This is a genomic window from Streptomyces sp. NPDC026417, assembly GCF_055567695.1.
Window position 1 is genome coordinate 268,848 of record NZ_JBVHPY010000009.1, and the last position, 18,101, is coordinate 286,948.

Sequence of the window (18,101 nt, forward strand, 5' to 3'; positions counted from 1 at the left end):
CCCGGGCGACCCTGCCGACGGTCCCCGCGACGCCGTCCCCGGCGGCGCCCTCCGCGGGTGGCGTCCCCGGGTGGCGCGGGGCGTGGGACGGGGTCTCGACGTGCTGGCGTTCGTGTGCGTCGTGACCGCGCTGCTGCTGCCGAACACGCTCGGCGGCTTCCGGGCCGCCGGGTTCCTGCGCCTCCCCGTGGAGGCGATCCTGGGTGCCGCCGTGCTGATCGTCCTGCCGCGCCGGCCGCGCGCCGTCGTGGCCGTGGCCGCCGGGACCGGCCTCGGCGTACTGACCGTCCTGAACCTCCTCGACCTCGGTTTCGAGGAGTTCCTCGGGCGCGGCTTCAATCTCGTACTCGACTGGACGCTCCTCGGCGACGCCCGCGCGTACCTGAACGACTCGGTCGGCACGGCGGGCGCGACCGGCGCCGTGGTCGCGGCGGCCGTCCTCGTCCTCGCCGTCGTGGTCCTCATGGCGCTCGCGGTCCTGCGGCTGTCCCGGCTGCTGGCCCGGCACAGCTCCGCGGCGACCCGCTCCACGCTGGCGCTCGGGACCGTCTGGATCCTGTGCACGGCGACCGGCGTGCGGTTCGCGGGGGTGCCCGTCGCCGCCGAGCACGCGGCCGCCGGCGTCCACGACCGGGCGCAGCGGGTGCGGGCGACCCTCCGGGACGAGGCGGCGTTCGCGGAGGTGGCCCGGCAGGACGCGTTCGGCGACACCCCGCCGGACCAGCTGCTGACGGGGCTGCGGGGCAAGGACATGATCTTCACCTTCATCGAGAGCTACGGCCGCAGCGCGATCGAGGACCCGGTCACGGCGCCCGGCGTCGGCGCCACCCTCGACTCCGCCACCGAGCGGCTCGCCAGGGCCGGGTACGCGGCCAGGAGCGGCTGGCTCACCTCGGCGACGTACGGCGGCAGCAGCTGGCTCGGCCACTCCACCTTCCTGTCGGGGCTGTGGATCGACAACCAGCAGCGCTACCGCACCGTCACCGCCGGGGACCACCTCACCCTGACCGGCGCCTTCCGGAAGACCGGCGCCTGGCGGACGGTCGGGATCATGCCGGGTGTCCGGAAGGCCTGGCCCGAGGCCGAGTTCTACGGCCTCGACCACGTCTACGACTCCCGGCACCTCGGCTACCGCGGCCCGAAGTTCAGCTGGTCGACCATGCCGGACCAGTACACCCTGACCGCTTTCGAGCGCCTGGAGCACGGCAGAAGGCACGACAAGCCGTTGATGTCGGAGATCATCCTCACCTCCAGCCACCAGCCCTGGGCCCCGATCCCGAGGACGATCCCCCAGGACCGGGTGGGGGACGGCTCGGTCTACGGGGCCGTCCAACGGGCCGGCAAGAAGCCCGAGGACGTCTTCTACGACTCCACCGAGGTCAAGCGGGAGTACGGCAGGTCGATCCGGTACTCGGTGCGCAGCCTCGTCGACTACGTGATCGGGTACGGCGACCGGAACACCGTCCTCGTCTTCCTCGGCGACCATCAGCCGATGGCCCGGGTCAGCGGCGCCCACGCGAGCCGTGACGTGCCGTGCGCGATCGTCGCGCGCGACCCCGCGGTGCTGGACCGGATCGACGGCTGGGGCTGGTCGGACGGCCTGCGGCCCGAACACGACGCACCCGTCTGGAAGATGAGCTCGTTCCGCGACCGCTTCCTCACGGCGTACGGGTCGGTCCCGTCATCCTGAGACGCCGGCGGCCCAGCGGATCCCGCCCAGCAGATGGGCGCGGAAGGCGGGATCCGCGTAGGCCTCGGAGGCATGGCCGAGCGCGGTGTAGAAGACCCGGCCCGCCCCCTGCTCCCGGCACCACGCGAGCGGGTGGTCCGCGCCCATCCCGCCGCCGTCGTAGGAGGACTCGTCGGCCCGGACGAGGACGCGCACCGAGCCGCGGGGATTCTCCCGGAAGTCGTACCACTCGTCGGTGAACTCCCAGACGGGCGGCAGGTGCCCGGTGGCCGGGTGCGCGCGGTCCTCGACGACGGCCCGGCCCGCCTGGTGCGCGGGGTGCCGGGCGAACCGCGTGCCGAGGAGCTGCCCGTAGTAGGGCCAGCCGTACTCGGTGCAGGCCGCCGCGTGCACGCCGGCGAACCCGCCGCCCGACTCCACGTACGCCCGCAGGCGGGTGCGCCCCTCCGGAGTGAGCACCTCCCCGCTCGTCGACAGGAAGACAACCGCCGCGTATCCGTCGAGGGGCGCCGCGAAGGCGGCGGGGTCCTCGGTCGCGTCGACACCGAACCCGTGTGCCGCGCCGAGCTCGCGCACGGCGGCGACGGCGGCGGGGATCGAGTCGTGCCGGTAGTCGTCGGTGCGCGAGTACACGAGAACGCGGAAGACCATGGCCCGACCCTATGGTCCGGACCGGCCCGCACCCCAGGGGCTCCGCATGCCCTGTCGCAGACATCCATGACGCGTCGAGGTCACGTGTCGCCCCCCCGGTGCGGGCGGGACACGCACCCCTCTGCCGACGCGTCGGCGCCCGTGCCCGTGGGAACCCCGACACGGCGGGCCCGCGTCCGATTCCTTCAAGACCGGACGGCTCGGGCCCGCCTACCGTGAACGCATGACTCCACGTTTCGCCGTGATCGGCATCGTCGTCTCCGACATGACCGCCGCGCTCGCCTTCTACCGCCGGCTGGGACTCACCTTCCCCGAGGGCGCCGAGAGCCTGCCGCACGCCGAGGCCGAACTGCCCGGCGGCCTCAGGCTGGCGCTCGACACCGAGGAGACCATCCGGTCGTTCCACGCCGGCTGGCGGCCACCGGCCGGCGGGGGCCGCGTCTCGCTCGCCTTCCTCTGCGACAGCCCGGCGGAGGTCGACTCCCGCTACGAGGAGCTGACCGGCGCCGGGCACCACGGGGAGCTCAAGCCCTGGGACGCCTTCTGGGGCATGCGGTACGCCGTCGTGCACGACCCGGACGGCAACGGCGTCGACCTCTTCGCGCAGCTGCCCGCGACGGATTAGTACGGACCCGGAGGCTGCCGCCCCTCAGCCGTCGGCCAGCAGCTTCCCCAGCGGCAGGCCCGTCAACTCCCTGACGTCACGGCACAGATGCGCCTGGTCGGCGAAGCCGGAGCGGGCCGCCGTCTCCGCGTTCGGCACACCGTCCCGGGCCAGCGCGAGGGCCCTCTGCAGTCGCAGCACACGGGCCAGGGTCTTGGGGCCGTAGCCGAAGGCGGCCAGCGAGCGGCGGTGCAACTGGCGTGCGCCGAGTCCGAGTTCACCGGCCGCCGCGGCGACCGACCGCCCGGCCCGCAGCGCCGCCACGACCTCCGCGACCTGCGGATCGGGGGGAGGCGCCCCGGCCGCCCGCTCCAGCGCCACCTCCTCCAGCGCCGTCACGGGATCGCCGGCGGCGTCGATCCGGGCGGCGAGGCGTCGGACCTGGCCGGCGGGCCACAGATCGGCCAACTCCACGCGGCGGTCGCGCAGTTCGTGGGCGGGAACCCCCAGATAGGCGGGAGCCGTGCCGGGGAAGAAGCGCACGCCCGCCCAACGGCCGGCCGCGCCCTGGGGGAGGTACGCGCGGGTGTCGGGTCCGGCGACCAGCAGCCGCCCCTCGTTCCACAGCAGGTCCATGCACCCGTCGGGCAGCACCGGCCGCGCCGGGTCGCCGGCCCCGCCGTGCGACCACATGACGGCGCCCGCCAGCCGTGACGCCCGCTCCACGTACACGTACGCCAGGCTACGCCGCCCGCGTCCGGTGCTCCTGGGGACTGACCCCGTAGACCCGCTTGAAGGCGCTGGACAGGGCGAACGCGCTGCCGTAGCCGACCTGCCGGGCGATCGCGCCGATGGTCTCCTCGCCGTCGCGCAGCAGGTCGGCGGCGAGCGCCAGCCGCCAGCCGGTCAGGTACGTCATCGGGGGCTCGCCGACGAGATCGCTGAAGCGGCGGGCCAGCGCGGCCCGCGACACCCCGGCCTCGGCGGCCAGCGACGCCACCGTCCACGGGTGGGCGGGGTCGTCCTGGACCCGCCGCAGCACCGGGCCCACGACCGGATCGGCGAGCGCCCGGTACCAGGCGGGGGTGCCGGCCTCGGGACGGGAGAACCAGGCGCGCAGCGCGGCGATCACGAGCAGGTCGAGCAGCCGGTCGAGGACGACCTCCTGGCCGGGTTCGTCGCGCACGATCTCCGCGGCGAGGATCGGCGTCAGCGGGCACTCCCAGACGTCGGAGGTGAGCGACAGCAGCGGCGGCAGGGCGTCCAGCAGCCGGCCGCTGATCTCGCCGCGCATCGTGTAGGTGCCGATCAGCAGCACCGTGGAGCCGTCGGGCCGGGCGCCCCAGCTGCGCACCCCGAGGTCCCAGTGCCCGCGCAGGGAGCGCCCGTCGGGGTAGCTGCAGACGCCGCCCGGCAGGATCACGGCCTGCGTGGGGGTGTCCGGGTGGTCGGCGCAGACGTACGGGTCGGGGCCGCGGGCGATGGCGAGGTCGCCGGGGCGCAGCAGCACTCCCTCTCCGCCGTCGGGCACGACCCGGGCCTCGCCCTGGACCACGAGCATGATCGTGAGCGGGGCGCCGTCCTCGATGCGCACGCTCCAGGGCGGGTCGAAGCACGCACGGATCAGGAAGGCGCCACGCGCCCGGGGACCTTCGAGCAGGCCTGCGAGTGCGTCCATGCGGTCAGCGTAGAGGCCCGCCGGACGTTCGTGGACGCCCGCTTATGCGGACGAGTCGTTCGACGATGGCCCGCCGTGCGGCACGGCAGTTGACTGACGGCATGACGCAGAACAGGGCACATGCGCAGGACATGACGGTGGTCGTCACCGGGGCCTCGGGGCGCACCGGCCGCCGGGTCGCCGAGGCGGCGCGGGCCGCGGGTCTGACGGTGCGGGCGGCGTCCCGGGCCCGGGGCTTCGACTGGGAGGACCCGGCGGGCTGGGCCGAGGTGCTGCGGGGGGCCGACGCGGCCTATCTCGTCCATCCCTCGGACATCGGCGCCCCGTCCGCGGCGGAGGTGCTCGGCGCCTTCGCGCGGGAGGCGGCCGGCTCGGCGTACGCCGGCTGGTGCTGCTGTCCTCGCGCGGCGAGGAGCGGGCGCTGCCGGCCGAGGAGGCGGTGCGGGAGTCGGGGGCCGCGTGGACGGTCGTCCGGGCGGCCTGGTTCGCGCAGAACTTCAGTGAGGGTCCGCTCGTGGCCGAGCTGCAGCACGGAGGGCTGGTCTTCCCGGCGGGCGAGGTGCGGGAGCCCTTCGTCGACGTCCGGGACATCGCGGAGGTGGTGGTGGCCGCGCTGACGGCGGGCGAGCGGTACGCGGGCCGGACGATCGAGGTGTCGGGACCCCGCCTGCTGAGCTTCCGCGAGGCGGTGGCGGAGATCGCCGAGGCGACGGGCGCCCGACTGGCGTACACGCCGGTCACGGCTCGGGCGTACGGCGACCGGCTGGCCGGGTTCGGTGTACCGCCGGAGGAGGCGGAGTTCCTCGTCGAGCTGTTCGGGAGCCTGCTCGACGGCCGCAACGCCTACCTCTCGGACGGCGTCCGCCGGGTGCTGGGCCGCGAGCCGCGCGACTTCGCGGACTTCGCGCGGGAGGGGGCGGCGGCGGCCGTCTGGAAGGCCTGACGCCCGGCTTCACCCGGGTCCCGACGCCCGGCTCCACACGGTCCCGGGCCTGCCCCGTCCCGGTCGCCCGCACCGGGTGCCGGTGCCGCGGGCTCACTCCTCGGGCGGCGTCTCGTCCTCGTGCTTGTGCGGATGCGGATGCGGATGCGGATGGTGGTGCGTGCTCCTGGCGTGGGTCCGCAGCCGGGAGGTCACGTCCTCCGGCGGCAGGAAGCGGGACCAGCGCTCGGGGAACTCCGAGGGCATGTCCGGGTCGTCGGGGTCGGCGTCGCCCGAGCGGGCGGCGGAGGCCCGGGCGACGTACTCGGCGGCCTGGGCCTCGCGCAGCCGTTCGTTGGCGGCACGGGCGGCGGCCGTGGCGGCGGCCGGCCAGACCCGGTCGATGGCGGCGTTCATCGCGGCGCCGACCAGGACGGCGAACGCGGACACCCCGATCCACAGCAGGACGGCGACGGGCGCCGCGAGCGAGCCGTAGATCGTGGGGCCCTCGACGGTGTTGGTCAGGTAGATGCGGAGCAGGAAGCTGCCGAGCACCCACATCGCGAGCGCCACCAGGGCACCCGGCACGTCCTCGATCCAGGGCGAGCGGACCGGCACGGACACGTGGTAGAGCGTCGTCAGGAAGACGATGGAGAGCACGATGACGACGGGCCAGTACAGGACCTGTACGACGGTCGTCGACCACGGCACGATCTGCACCACCGCGTCCGGGCCCGCGACCATCAGCGGCAGCGCGATCGAGCCGATCAGCAGCGCCACGATGAAGAGCAGGAACGACATCACGCGGGTCGCCACGATGCCGCGGGTGCCGTCGAGCCCGTACATGACGGTGATGGTGTCGATGAAGACGTTCACCGCCCGGGAACCCGACCAGAGGGCGAACAGGAAGCCGAGGGAGATGACGTCGGGACGGCCGCCCTTCATCACGTCGTCGAGGATCGGCTGGGCGATCTGGGTGACGCCTTTGTCGGACAGGACCGTGCGGGACGCCTCCAGCAGGTTGTTCTCCAGGCTGGCGATGCTGTCGGCACCGGTCCAGTCGTCCACGTAGCCGAGCAGTCCGATCATGCTCAGCAGCAGCGGCGGCACGGACAGCAGCGTGAAGAACGCCGCCTCCGCCGCCAGTCCCAGGATCCGGTACTCCATGCACGAGTTGACGGTGTCCTTGAGCAGCAGCCAGGCGGTCCTGCGCTTCGACACGTTCCGGTACAGCGCCTTGGCGCGGTGAAGACGGCCGGAGGGTGGCCGTTCAGGTGTTTCTTTTGCCTGGTGCACGTCCTTACCGTATCCGTATGGCAGCCACCACCCACACCGTGACCAACCAGGCTCCGCCCCTGGTCGGATATGACGTTTTTGCCGCCGACCGGGCCCTCGTGGAGGCGGTCGAACGGCATCTCGACCCCCGGCTCCTCGACGAGGCGCGCGAGGAGCTGTCGGGCCTCGGCCGCTCCTCCGGATCCGCCCAGGTACTGGAGTGGGGGGCGCTGGCCAACGAGAACCCGCCCCGGCTGCGCACCCACGACCGCTACGGCCACCGCATCGACGAGGTCGAGTTCCATCCGTCCTGGCACCGGCTCCTCGGCAAGGGCGTCTCGGCCGGCCTGACCGCCGCCTGGACCCGCCCCGGGGGGCATGTGAGGAGGGCGGCCGGGTTCGTGATCTGGACGCAGGTCGAGGCGGGCAACGGCTGCCCGCTGTCGATGACGCACGCCGCGGTGCCCGCGCTGCGCACCGATCCCGCGCTGGCCGCCGAATGGGAGCCCCGGCTGACGTCCACCATCTACGACGAGGGCCTGCGGCCCGCCGAGCAGAAGGCCGGCGTCCTCTTCGGGATGGGCATGACGGAGAAGCAGGGCGGCAGCGACGTCCGCGCCAACACGACGGCGGCCCGGCCGCTCGCCGAGGACGGGACCTACGAGCTGACGGGCCACAAATGGTTCTGCTCGGCCCCGATGTCGGACGGTTTCCTGGTCCTGGCGCAGGCACCGGGCGGCCTGACCTGCTTCCTCGTGCCGCGGGTGCTGCAGGACGGCACCCGCAACGTGTTCCGCCTCCAGCGCCTCAAGGACAAGCTGGGCAACCGGTCGAACGCGTCGAGCGAGGTCGAGTTCGACGGGACCTGGGCGCGCCGGGTCGGGGACGAGGGCCGCGGGGTGCGCACCATCATCGAGATGGTCGCCGCGACCCGCCTGGACTGTGTGCTCGGTTCCGCCTCGCTGATGCGGCAGGCGGTGGCGCAGGCCGTGCACCACAGCACCTACCGGGAGGCCTTCGGCGGCACGCTCGTCGACAAGCCGCTGATGCGCAACGTGCTGGCCGATCTGGCGCTGGAGTCGGAGGCGGCGACGACGCTCGCACTGCGGCTGGCCGCCGCGTACGACGACGGCAGCGAGCAGGAGCGGGCCTTCCTGCGGCTCGCGGTGCCGGCCGCCAAGTACTGGGTGACCAAACGCTGTACGCCGGTTGCGGTCGAGGCACTGGAGTGCCTGGGCGGGAACGGCTACGTCGAGGAGTCCGGCATGCCCCGGCTGCTGCGCGAGTCGCCGCTGAACTCCATCTGGGAGGGCGCGGGCAACGTGCAGGCACTGGACGTGCTGCGCGCGCTGCAGCGCGAGCCCGGGGCGCTCGACGCCTATCTGCGGGAGGTGGGGCAGGCCCGGGGCGCCGACCACCGGCTGGACGGCGCCATCAAGAACCTGCTGACCGAACTGGCCGACCTGGAGGGCATCGAGGCGCGCGCCCGCCGGCTCGTGGAGCGCATCGCGCTGGTGCTCCAGGGATCACTGCTGGTCCGGTACGCGCCGCCGGAGGTCGCCGACGCGTTCTGCGCCTCGCGGCTGGGCGGCGACTGGGGCTCGGCCTTCGGCACCCTGCCGCACAGCCTCGACCTTGCCTCGGTGGTGGAGCGGGCGCGGCCGGTGAGCTGACCCGGTCCGGCCGCCCGGGGTGCTCCTCGCCGCCGCACGAGGCGGGGGTGGTGCTGCGCCGACACGGCACCACCCCCGCCCGCGGGCCCCGTTCGAGGAGCGGGGGCGCCGCACGGGCGGCGTCGCTCAAGTTTCGGACACCGTACGACCGTTCGCCAGGGTTGCAGGGGGTTGCAACTCCCGGGTGCCTTGTGGGCGGATCGTGTCCCTCCGGCCCGGCCGGGCTGCACTATGAATGCGGCGGCCGGCCGCCCTCCGCAGCCCTGACGGAGGAAGGACCCGGACACCGGTCGCGGGACGACTGTGCAGGAGGATCCGGTGGCGCACTCGACGACGGACGTGACGCGGCTCGCCGCCCTGGACGCCGCGCGGGCGGCACGCGCGGTGAGCGAGGTGCACAGCGCGGCCCTGTCCGGTCAGCGCACGCGGGGGGCGCCGCGGCCGGTCATCGGGGCGTCCTGGGAGCGGATGCTGCGCAGCGGGGTCGACCCCGATCACGACTTCCGGGCCGGACTGCTCGGCGCCGGGGAGATCGAGCGGAGGCGGCTCGCCTCACCGCTGCGGCACGTGCTGCCGGTCCTGCGCGAGGGTCTGCTCTCCGTCGCGGACACGGCGCACCACATCATGGTCGTCGCCGACGAGGAGGGCCGGGTGCTGTGGCGCGAGGGCAGCCCACCGGTGCTGCGCAAGGCCGACGGGCACGGGTTCGAGGTCGGCGCCGACTGGCGCGAAGACGTCGTCGGCACGAACGGCGTGGGGACCCCGCTGGTCGCCCGGCGCCCCGTACAGGTCTTCGCGGCCGAGCACTTCGTGCGCACCCACCACTCCTGGACGTGCACCGGCGCTCCGATCACCGATCCGCGCGACGGGCGTCTCATCGGTGCGGTGGACGTGAGCGGGCCCCTGGAGACGATGCATCCGGCCACGCTGGCCCTGGTGGACGCGGTGGCGAAACTGGCGCAGGCCCGGCTGCGGGAGCTGCACCAGGTCTCGCTGGAGCGGCTGCGCGCGGTGGCGGCGCCGATCCTGGCGCGGCTGGACGGCCGGGCCCTGGTGGTGGACCGGGACGGCTGGACCGCGGCGGTGACCGGGATGCCGTACACGAAACGGGTGGCGCTGCCGGCCTCCTTCGGCCGGGACGACCGCAGCAGGCTGCCGGCCCTCGGCCCGTGCTCGGTGGAGTCGCTGCCGGGCGGCTGGCTGATCCGGGTGGCGGGTGAGCCCGCGCCGCGGGAGGTCACCCGGATCGTGCTGGACCTGTCGCATCCGCGCCGTGGGACGGTGACCGTCTCGGGCGAGGCGGGTTCCTGGACCCACGAACTCAGCCCCCGGCACGCCGAGCTGCTCTACCTCCTGGCGCTGCACCGCGCCGGCCGCAGTGCGGCGGGGCTGGCCGGCGACATCTTCGGCGATCCGGCCCGGACGGTGACGGTGCGCGCCGAGATGTCCCGCGTCCGGCGCTTTCTGGGGGCCTTCCTGGAGCATCGGCCGTATCGTTTCTGCGACTCGGCCGGTGTCGAACTGCTGCTCCCCGAGGACCCCGTCGACCTGCTGCCGCACTCGACGGCCCCCGCGATCGCCGCGGCGCGGACGGCCCGCCACCCGTACCCGGCGGAAAGCCGGTCGGACTGAATCCCGGACGGTCCGGGACCGGGACGGGCTGACAGCCGGACGGGCCGGACCCACGGCGGGCCGGAACGGGGCGGGACGGCAGCGGGGCCTTGGGCGTCCCGGACGGGCCACGGCGGCCGCGGACGGGCGGCCGCCGTGCCCCTCGGTCAGACTCCCGGGATCTCCCGCGCCCGGAACGCGGCCCGTACCGCGTCCGCGGCCGTGCTCCCGTACATCTTCTGCGCCGTGGCGACCGTCGTCAGGGCCGCGTCGCGGAAGCTGGTGTCGGGGGCGAACCCGAACTGCGCGTTCACGATGATCCGGTCGGCCGTCCGGGCCCCGAGGGCCTTGCGGATGTCGAGGAGCGCCCGGGACCAGATCTCGCCGTCCGCATGGACCTCGCCGACCTTGTCTCCGTACACCTTGTCGCCGTCGATGCGGCGCAGACAGTGCGGTGCGGCCGAGGTGTACGAGACGGAATCCCAGTCGGCGACGCAGGCGAGGTCGGTCCTGCGGGGCCAGCCGTACCGTGCGTCGGCGTGCTCGCCCACCGCGACGGCCAGGTAGTCGCCGAAGGCCTCGCCGATGGAGCCGGCCTCCTCCGAGGCACCGAAGCCGGGGACCTGGGCGTGGTGCACGGCGTGGCCGTACTCGTGCACGACGACCTCGGCGTCCTCGGCGTCGTCGACCCCGCCCTTGCCGAAGCGGATCTCCGCCTTCTTGTCGGTGAAGAAGGAGTTGTCGGCGCCCCACTGGTTGATGCGGACCGGCTGCGCGCGGTCGTTGGCACCGGGGAGTTCGCTGCCGAAACCGAGGCTCTGCAGGTACTCCTGGGCCTCGTTGACCCAGAAGTACGCCATGACCTGTTCGAACTGGTCGTCCTTGCGGGTGTAGGAACCGGCGTCGGCGGCCTTCGCCGAGGAGCCGGTGTCGGACCGGACGTAGGCCCAACGCCCGGACAGGCCGCCGGACGAGTCCAGGTTGCGCAGGGCGGCCGCCGCGTACGCGGAGGCGGGCACCGCCGACGCCGCGTCCTTCGCGTCGGTGAGCGTCTCGTCGCCCGACGACTGGACCGGGTTGACCATGAAGACACGGGCCTGGGGACCGGCGGACGCCGAGGCGGGAGCCTGGGCGAGAGCGGTGACGCTGGTCAGGGCCAGCGCGGCCGTGGTGGCGGCGAGCAGGCCGCGGGGTGTGCGGCGGGACAGCCGGCGAGTCATGCACATCCTCCGGGTCAGGAGTGGTGCGGGGGGGTGGCTTCGCGCTGCGGATCTTCTCGTATTTGGCGGTCTTTGACCAGGCTCGGTGCTCTCTGCCGTAGCATCCCTCTCACGGGCCACCCGCATGCCCTCGCCCAACGTCACGACCTCGGGGGGCAGTTGGCCCATCCGGGAGGACGCATGAAGCAGCGCGGCAGGCACCGTCGCAAGAGAAGGGGTCAGGCGCTGCGCGCCACCCTGACCGGGACCGCACTCGCCCTGACCGCCGCGGCCACCCTGATCAGCACCTCGCAGGCCACGGACGGGGCCGACCCCGGCGCGCTCACCCCGCTCACCTCGTCCGCCGAGATCGGCAAGCTCCAGCTGCACGAGAACCTGGTCGCCGAGAGCACCCTGGACACGCTCACCACGAACATGGGCGGCAACGTCGGGGTGCACGGCGTGCTGCAGAGCGCCAACCACCCGATGCGCAACAAGGCGCAGTGCGCCGGTACCGAGGCGGCCGCCCTGCCGGTGGAGCCGACGGCCACCCGCGCGTACTGCTGGGACGGCGGGGACGCCGTCACCCAGAAGTGGCTCCCGCAGTCCGTCACCACCTCCGGTGACGCCGACGACGACGGCAAGTGGGGCGAGGACCGCGTCATCCTGGCCGGGTGGACGCACAACGACCACAAGGCGGGCGAGCCGGCGGAGGACACCGGACTGGCCCGGATCGCGTTCATCGACGCGAACGACCCGCAGAACCTCAAGTACCGCTGGGTCCTGCTGGTCGCCCCGCTGAGCGGCGGCAAGGACTTCGGGGCGGTGCGCTCCCACGTGGGCGGCATGGCCTGGTACCAGGACAAGCTGATCGTCACCGCGAAGAACGGCGCGGACCACGACAACGCGCTGTTCGTGTTCGACATGCACCGCATCCTGCAGGCGAGCGTCAACAGCAGTGCGGTGGGCAGGGTGAGCGGCGGATACTCGGCGCACGGTTACCAGTACGTGCTGCCCGCCATCGGCTCCTACAACCTGACCGGCGGCGCCTGTACGGCGGCCGACGACAACGCGGTTCCCTGCTTCGCGTCCGTCTCGCTGGACCGCACCTCCACCCCGGACAGCCTGGTGGCCAACGAGTGGTTCAGCTCGGGCGGCACCGAACCGGCCCGTGTCTGGCGCTACCACTACAGCACCGCCGCCGACCGCACCGGCCTGCTCGCCAGCGGCTCCGGCGACCTGGTGAACGCGGACGAGGCCCACGAGACCAAGGCCGTCGGCGTGCAGGGCGTCCTCTCCCACCGGGCGGCCGGCGCGAGCAGCGCGGACTGGTACCTCGGTCAGGCGCCGGGCGCCCGCGGCAGGCACGGCACGCTCTGGCGGCAGGACGGCAGCGGCGCCGCCTCCGCCCGGTGCACCGCCGACCGGTCGCTCGCCTGCTGGGGCCGGCACACGGAGTCCCTGTCGTACTGGACGGAGACAGGTGAGCTGTGGACGCTCACCGAATGGGCCGCGAACAAGGACAACGCCTGGGAGCCCGACGCGATCCCGGAGCGGGTCCTGTACGCCGTCCCGCTGTCGTCGGTGGACAACGCCGTCGACTAGGGGGTGGCGTGCGGACCACCCCCCGGGGCTCGGCAACCCCGGAGCGGGTCCGTCTCCCGGCATCGGGGCGAGGCCGCGGACCGGGGCCCGCCTTTGGCGGCGGGGCGGGGCCCGTGGTTCCCTGGCCGGCATGAGCAACGTCACCGTGACCACCTGGTCCCTGGAGCAGACGGCCCCCGCCGACCTGCTTCCCGCGGTCGTGCCCGGCGCGGACGTCCGGATCGTCCGCGCCGAGGTGCCCTCGCCCGAGTTCAGCCGCTTCCTCTACGCCTCGGTCGGCGGGGACATCCGCTGGACCGACCGCCTCGGCTGGACGTACGCGCGGTGGCAGGAGGCCCTGGACCGGCCGGGCGTGGAGACCTGGGTCGCCTACGACCGGGGGACGCCCGCCGGATACGTGGAACTGGAGCCGCAGGACGACGGAGCCGTGGAGATCGTCTACTTCGGGCTGATCCCCGCCTTCCGGGGCCGCCGGATCGGCGGACACCTGCTCTCCTACGGGACCGCGCGGGCCTGGGACCTGGCCGAGCGCTGGCCCGGACGGGCCGAGACCAAGCGGGTCTGGCTGCACACCTGCAGCAAGGACGGCGAGCACGCCATGGACAACTACCTGCGGCGCGGCTTCACGCTCTTCGACACCAAGGTCGAGGACGAGCCCGAGGTGCCCGCACCCGGCCCCTGGCCCGGCGCCGGGACCCCGTGACCTGCCGATACCCGGGGCGCCCGACCTCGACCGGGGGGCGTGAGCGGCCCGGCATGTGATCGACGACACCCTTGTCTCGCGATTCGGGACCAGGGTGTCCACATGATGGATGATGGTGGACTCCCCCGAGATCCCCGTGACACGCTTCCGTCATGTCTGGAACTGGGATTGCCTTGGTGAGTCGGCGACACGTCGATCTCTGCCGCATGTCCAGCGCCATCTGTCCGGCGAGCTGATCAGTCCAGCGACGCCGAGATCTCCCCTTTTGTGAACCTAGCGCAATGACGCGCCCATACTTCGGTATGTGCCCATATGTGCAGGTCAGAGCCGCTCTCCTGCCTGTCCCGTAGTCCCGAAGGACGTATCAGCCATGGCCGCCACCCCGCAGAATCCCGCCGCGCCCCGCCGCAAGGTGAGCCGTCACCGTGGCGAGGGTCAGTGGGCCGTGGGTCACTTCACCCCGCTCAACGGCAACGAACAGTTCAAGAAGGACGACGACGGTCTCAATGTGCGGACACGCATTGAGACGATCTACTCCAAGCGGGGCTTCGACTCGATCGACCCCAACGACCTGCGGGGCCGGATGCGCTGGTGGGGTCTGTACACCCAGCGCAAGCCCGGGATCGACGGCGGCAAGACCGCGATCCTGGAGCCCGAGGAGCTGGACGACAAGTTCTTCATGCTGCGCGTGCGGATCGACGGCGGCCGGCTGACCACCGAGCAGCTGCGGGTCATCGGTGAGATCTCCCAGGAGTTCGCGCGCGGCAGCGCCGACATCACCGACCGGCAGAACATCCAGCTGCACTGGATCCGCATCGAGGACGTCCCCGAGATCTGGAACCGCCTGGAGGCCGTCGGGCTGTCGACGACCGAGGCCTGCGGTGACACGCCCCGCACCATCCTCGGCTCGCCGGTCGCGGGCATCGCGGAGGACGAGATCATCGACGGCACCCCGGCCGTCGAGGAGATCCACCGCCGCTTCATCGGCGACAAGGCCTTCTCCAACCTGCCCCGCAAGTTCAAGACGGCGATCTCGGGCTCCCCGCTGCTGGACGTCGCCCACGAGATCAACGACGTCGCCTTCGTCGGTGTGCACCACCCCGAGCACGGCCCCGGCTTCGACCTCTGGGTCGGCGGCGGCCTCTCCACCAACCCGAAGATCGGCCAGCGTCTCGGCGCCTGGGTCCCGCTGGACGAGGTCGCCGACGCCTGGGAGGGCGTCGTCTCGATCTTCCGCGACTACGGCTACCGGCGGCTGCGCAACCGCGCCCGGCTGAAGTTCCTGCTCGCCGACTGGGGCGTCGAGAAGTTCCGCCAGGTCCTGGAGGACGAGTACCTGAAGCGCAAGCTCGTCGACGGCCCGGCGCCGGCCGAGCCGGTCGCCCGCTGGCGCGACCACATCGGTGTGCACCGGCAGCAGGACGGCCGCTTCTACGTCGGCTTCGCACCGCGCGTCGGCCGGGTGGACGGCACCACCCTCACGAAGATCGCCGAGTTGGCCGACGCACACGGTTCCGGCCGCCTGCGCACCACCGTCGAGCAGAAGATGATCGTGCTCGACGTCGAGCAGGACCAGGTCGAGTCCCTCACGGCGGGCCTGGAGGCGCTCGACCTCACGGTCCGGCCCTCGGCGTTCCGGCGCGGCACCATGGCCTGCACGGGCATCGAGTACTGCAAGCTGGCCATCGTCGAGACCAAGGCGCGCGGTGCCGCCCTGATCGACGAGCTCGAACGCCGCATCCCCGGCTTCGACGAGCCCATCACCATCAACGTCAACGGCTGCCCGAACGCCTGCGCCCGTATCCAGGTCGCGGACATCGGTCTCAAGGGCCAGCTGGTCCTCAACGACCGGGGCGAGCAGGTCGAGGGCTTCCAGGTGCACCTGGGTGGCGCGCTCGGCCTGGAGGCCGGGTTCGGCCGCAAGGTCCGCGGTCTGAAGGTCACCTCGGACGAACTGCCCGACTACGTCGAGCGGGTCCTCAAGCGCTTCCAGGCGGAGCGCGAGGACGGCGAGCGGTTCGCCACCTGGGCCGCGCGCGCCTCCGAGGAGGCCCTGTCGTGAGCCCGGCGACCGGCGTCGCGAAGGACACCGCATGAGTGAGCGTGCGGCGCCCTTCTACTGCCCCTACTGCGGCGACGAGGACCTGCGGCCCGGCGAGCAGGGCCACGGGGCGTGGGAATGCGCGGCCTGCAGTCGAGCCTTCCAGTTGAAGTTCCTCGGGCTGCTGTCCCGGGGAGTTCGGCGCAACGACGGTGGAGGGGACGAGATATGACGACGCTTCAGGACGAGCGCACGGGCGAGGACCTCAAGAGCCTCGCCGAGCAGGCGGGACGCGATCTGGAGGACGCCTCCGCGCTGGAGATCCTCCGCTGGGCCTCGGACACCTTCGGCGGGAAGTTCTGCGTGACCTCCTCCATGGAGGACGCCGTGGTCGCGCACCTCGCGTCGCGCGCCCGTCCCGGGGTCGACGTCGTGTTCCTGGACACCGGCTACCACTTCCCGGAGACCATCGGCACCCGGGACGCGGTCGAGGCCGTGATGGACGTCGACGTCATCACGCTCACCCCGCGGCAGACGGTCGCCGAGCAGGACGCCGAGTACGGCCCGAAGCTGCACGACCGCGACCCGGACCTGTGCTGCAAGCTGCGCAAGGTGCAGCCGCTGGAGCAGGGCCTGACGGCGTACGACGCGTGGGCGACCGGCCTGCGCCGCGACGAGTCCCCGACCCGGGCGAACACCCCGGTCGTCGGCTGGGACGAGAAGCGCCGCAAGGTCAAGGTGTCGCCGATCGCCCGCTGGACGCAGGACGACGTGGACGCGTACGTCGCCGAGCACGGGGTCCTCACCAACCCGCTGCTCATGGACGGCTACCCGTCCGTGGGCTGCGCGCCGTGCACCCGCCGGGTGCTGGAGGGCGAGGACGCACGCGCCGGCCGCTGGGCGGGCCGCAACAAGACCGAGTGCGGGCTGCACGGATGACGACGACCACGCACAACTCCCAGGAATCGCAGGAGAAGCAAGTGACGACCGGAGCCACCATCTGGCTCACGGGTCTGCCGAGTGCCGGCAAGACCACCATCGCCAACGAGCTGGCCGGCCGGCTCCGCGCGGAGGGCCACCGCGTCGAGGTGCTCGACGGGGACGAGATCCGCGAGTTCCTCTCGTCGGGCCTCGGTTTCTCCCGCGAGGACCGCCACACCAACGTGCAGCGCATCGGCTTCCTCGCCGATCTGCTCGCGCGCAACGGCGTCAAGGCGCTGGTGCCGGTGATCGCGCCGTTCGCGGACAGCCGCGAGGCGGTGCGCGAACGCCACCGGGCGAGCGGCGCCGCGTATCTGGAGGTGCACGTCGCGACTCCGGTCGAGGTGTGCTCCGTACGCGACGTGAAGGGGCTGTACGCGAAGCAGGCCGCGGGCGAGATATCGGGGCTCACCGGGGTCGACGACCCCTACGAGGAGCCCGCCTCCCCCGATCTGCGCATCGAGTCCTACACCCAGACCGTGCAGGAGTCCGCAGCCGCGCTGCACTCGCTGCTCACCGAAAGGGGTCTCGCATGACGACCGCAGCCACTGTCTCCGAGGAGACGGACAGCCCGTACGCGCTCTCGCACCTGGATGCGCTGGAGTCGGAGGCCGTCCACATCTTCCGCGAGGTGGCGGGCGAGTTCGAGCGGCCGGTGATCCTCTTCTCCGGCGGCAAGGACTCCATCGTCATGCTGCACCTGGCGCTCAAGGCCTTCGCGCCCGCGCCGGTGCCGTTCTCGCTGCTGCACGTGGACACCGGGCACAACTTCCCCGAGGTCCTGGAGTACCGCGACCGCACCGTCGCCCGGCACGGCCTGCGCCTGCACATCGCCTCCGTGCAGGAGTACATCGACGCCGGCAAGCTCCGGGAGCGCCCCGACGGCACCCGCAACCCGCTGCAGACGGTGCCGCTGACGGAGAAGATCCAGGCCGAGCGCTTCGACGCCGTCTTCGGCGGCGGACGCCGCGACGAGGAGAAGGCCCGCGCCAAGGAGCGCGTCTTCTCCCTGCGCGACGAGTTCTCCCAGTGGGACCCCCGCCGCCAGCGCCCCGAACTGTGGCAGCTCTACAACGGCCGCCACGCGCCCGGCGAGCACGTCCGCGTCTTCCCGCTGTCCAACTGGACCGAGCTCGACGTCTGGCAGTACATCGCCCGCGAGGGCATCGAACTGCCCGAGATCTACTTCGCCCACGAGCGCGAGGTGTTCCCGCGGTCCGGCATGTGGCTGACCCCCGGCGAGTGGGGCGGCCCCAAGGACGGCGAGACGGTCGAGAAGCGGCTCGTGCGCTACCGCACCGTCGGCGACATGTCCTGCACCGGCGCCGTCGACTCCGACGCCACCACCCTGGACGCCGTGATCGCCGAGATCGCCGCCTCCCGGCTCACCGAACGCGGCGCCACGCGAGCCGACGACAAGATGTCCGAGGCCGCCATGGAAGACCGCAAGCGCGAGGGGTACTTCTAG

General features: G+C 72.8%; 17 protein-coding genes and 1 pseudogene. 13 read left to right on the plus strand and 5 right to left on the minus strand.

Features of this window, described 5'->3' with window-relative positions:
- Window positions 1-82: 82 nt before the first annotated feature.
- Window positions 83-1,690 carry an alkaline phosphatase family protein gene (locus tag ACZ4NT_RS17245; protein ID WP_467726093.1) on the plus strand — a complete coding sequence of 536 codons (1,608 nt, stop codon included), beginning with the start codon at window positions 83-85 and terminating at the stop codon, window positions 1,688-1,690.
- On the opposite strand, the gene ACZ4NT_RS17250 is transcribed toward ACZ4NT_RS17245, so the two are convergent.
- Window positions 1,682-2,341, minus strand: a complete 660-nt coding sequence (locus ACZ4NT_RS17250) for a ThuA domain-containing protein (protein WP_121406737.1) — start codon at window positions 2,339-2,341, stop codon at window positions 1,682-1,684. The genes ACZ4NT_RS17245 and ACZ4NT_RS17250 overlap by 9 nt on opposite strands.
- A 223-nt stretch (window positions 2,342-2,564) precedes the next feature.
- On the opposite strand from ACZ4NT_RS17250, the gene ACZ4NT_RS17255 reads away from it, so the two are divergent.
- A complete protein-coding gene (locus tag ACZ4NT_RS17255) occupies window positions 2,565-2,966 on the plus strand; it encodes a VOC family protein (RefSeq protein ID WP_121406736.1) in 402 nt (133 codons plus the stop codon).
- A gap of 24 nt (window positions 2,967-2,990) precedes the next feature.
- On the opposite strand, the gene ACZ4NT_RS17260 is transcribed toward ACZ4NT_RS17255, so the two are convergent.
- Complete coding sequence (locus tag ACZ4NT_RS17260; RefSeq protein ID WP_121406735.1) at window positions 2,991-3,677, minus strand: helix-turn-helix domain-containing protein; 687 nt, start codon at window positions 3,675-3,677, stop codon at window positions 2,991-2,993.
- 10 nt (window positions 3,678-3,687) lie between these two features.
- Window positions 3,688-4,623: an AraC family transcriptional regulator gene (locus ACZ4NT_RS17265; RefSeq protein WP_121406734.1), complete on the minus strand. Its 936-nt coding sequence runs from the start codon at window positions 4,621-4,623 to the stop codon at window positions 3,688-3,690.
- A 101-nt stretch (window positions 4,624-4,724) separates the two neighbouring features.
- On the opposite strand from ACZ4NT_RS17265, the pseudogene ACZ4NT_RS17270 reads away from it, so the two are divergent.
- Window positions 4,725-5,566: pseudogene (locus ACZ4NT_RS17270) on the plus strand (NmrA family NAD(P)-binding protein).
- A gap of 93 nt (window positions 5,567-5,659) precedes the next feature.
- Here ACZ4NT_RS17270 and ACZ4NT_RS17275 read toward each other — a convergent pair.
- The gene (locus tag ACZ4NT_RS17275) at window positions 5,660-6,841 is read right to left on the minus strand and encodes a YihY/virulence factor BrkB family protein (protein ID WP_467726097.1); all 1,182 of its coding nucleotides are present in this window, start codon (window positions 6,839-6,841) and stop codon (window positions 5,660-5,662) included.
- A 17-nt stretch (window positions 6,842-6,858) separates the two neighbouring features.
- Between ACZ4NT_RS17275 and ACZ4NT_RS17280 the strand changes: the two genes are divergently transcribed.
- Window positions 6,859-8,493 carry an acyl-CoA dehydrogenase family protein gene (locus ACZ4NT_RS17280; RefSeq protein WP_121406731.1) on the plus strand — a complete coding sequence of 545 codons (1,635 nt, stop codon included), beginning with the start codon at window positions 6,859-6,861 and terminating at the stop codon, window positions 8,491-8,493.
- A gap of 318 nt (window positions 8,494-8,811) precedes the next feature.
- Complete coding sequence (locus ACZ4NT_RS17285) at window positions 8,812-10,125, plus strand: GAF domain-containing protein (RefSeq protein ID WP_121407540.1); 1,314 nt, start codon at window positions 8,812-8,814, stop codon at window positions 10,123-10,125.
- Between the two features lie 146 nt (window positions 10,126-10,271).
- On the opposite strand, the gene ACZ4NT_RS17290 is transcribed toward ACZ4NT_RS17285, so the two are convergent.
- Window positions 10,272-11,324: a M4 family metallopeptidase gene (locus ACZ4NT_RS17290; RefSeq protein WP_121406730.1), complete on the minus strand. Its 1,053-nt coding sequence runs from the start codon at window positions 11,322-11,324 to the stop codon at window positions 10,272-10,274.
- Between the two features lie 180 nt (window positions 11,325-11,504).
- Here ACZ4NT_RS17290 and ACZ4NT_RS17295 point away from each other — a divergent pair, with 180 nt between their 5' ends.
- The 8 genes from ACZ4NT_RS17295 to cysD all read left to right on the plus strand — a co-directional run bounded on the left by ACZ4NT_RS17295 (window position 11,505) and on the right by cysD (window position 18,101).
- The gene (locus tag ACZ4NT_RS17295) at window positions 11,505-12,908 is read left to right on the plus strand and encodes a hypothetical protein (protein ID WP_467726100.1); all 1,404 of its coding nucleotides are present in this window, start codon (window positions 11,505-11,507) and stop codon (window positions 12,906-12,908) included.
- 130 nt (window positions 12,909-13,038) lie between these two features.
- A complete protein-coding gene (locus ACZ4NT_RS17300) occupies window positions 13,039-13,611 on the plus strand; it encodes a GNAT family N-acetyltransferase (protein ID WP_121406728.1) in 573 nt (190 codons plus the stop codon).
- Window positions 13,612-13,763: 152 nt separating this feature from the next.
- Window positions 13,764-13,847: a putative leader peptide gene (locus ACZ4NT_RS17305; protein ID WP_316944184.1), complete on the plus strand. Its 84-nt coding sequence runs from the start codon at window positions 13,764-13,766 to the stop codon at window positions 13,845-13,847.
- A 134-nt stretch (window positions 13,848-13,981) separates the two neighbouring features.
- Entirely contained in the window at window positions 13,982-15,673 is a 1,692-nt protein-coding gene (locus ACZ4NT_RS17310; RefSeq protein WP_121406727.1) for a nitrite/sulfite reductase, read from the plus strand.
- Between the two features lie 31 nt (window positions 15,674-15,704).
- Entirely contained in the window at window positions 15,705-15,884 is a 180-nt protein-coding gene (locus tag ACZ4NT_RS17315) for a hypothetical protein (RefSeq protein ID WP_121406726.1), read from the plus strand.
- Window positions 15,881-16,591, plus strand: a complete 711-nt coding sequence (locus tag ACZ4NT_RS17320; RefSeq protein ID WP_121406725.1) for a phosphoadenylyl-sulfate reductase — start codon at window positions 15,881-15,883, stop codon at window positions 16,589-16,591. Before ACZ4NT_RS17315 ends, ACZ4NT_RS17320 begins: the two co-directional genes overlap by 4 nt.
- Window positions 16,588-17,169, plus strand: coding sequence for an adenylyl-sulfate kinase (cysC, locus tag ACZ4NT_RS17325; RefSeq protein WP_467726103.1), 582 nt, complete (start codon window positions 16,588-16,590; stop codon window positions 17,167-17,169). Before ACZ4NT_RS17320 ends, cysC begins: the two co-directional genes overlap by 4 nt.
- The gene (gene cysD, locus ACZ4NT_RS17330) at window positions 17,166-18,101 is read left to right on the plus strand and encodes a sulfate adenylyltransferase subunit CysD (protein WP_121406723.1); all 936 of its coding nucleotides are present in this window, start codon (window positions 17,166-17,168) and stop codon (window positions 18,099-18,101) included. The genes cysC and cysD overlap by 4 nt, the downstream gene beginning before the upstream one ends.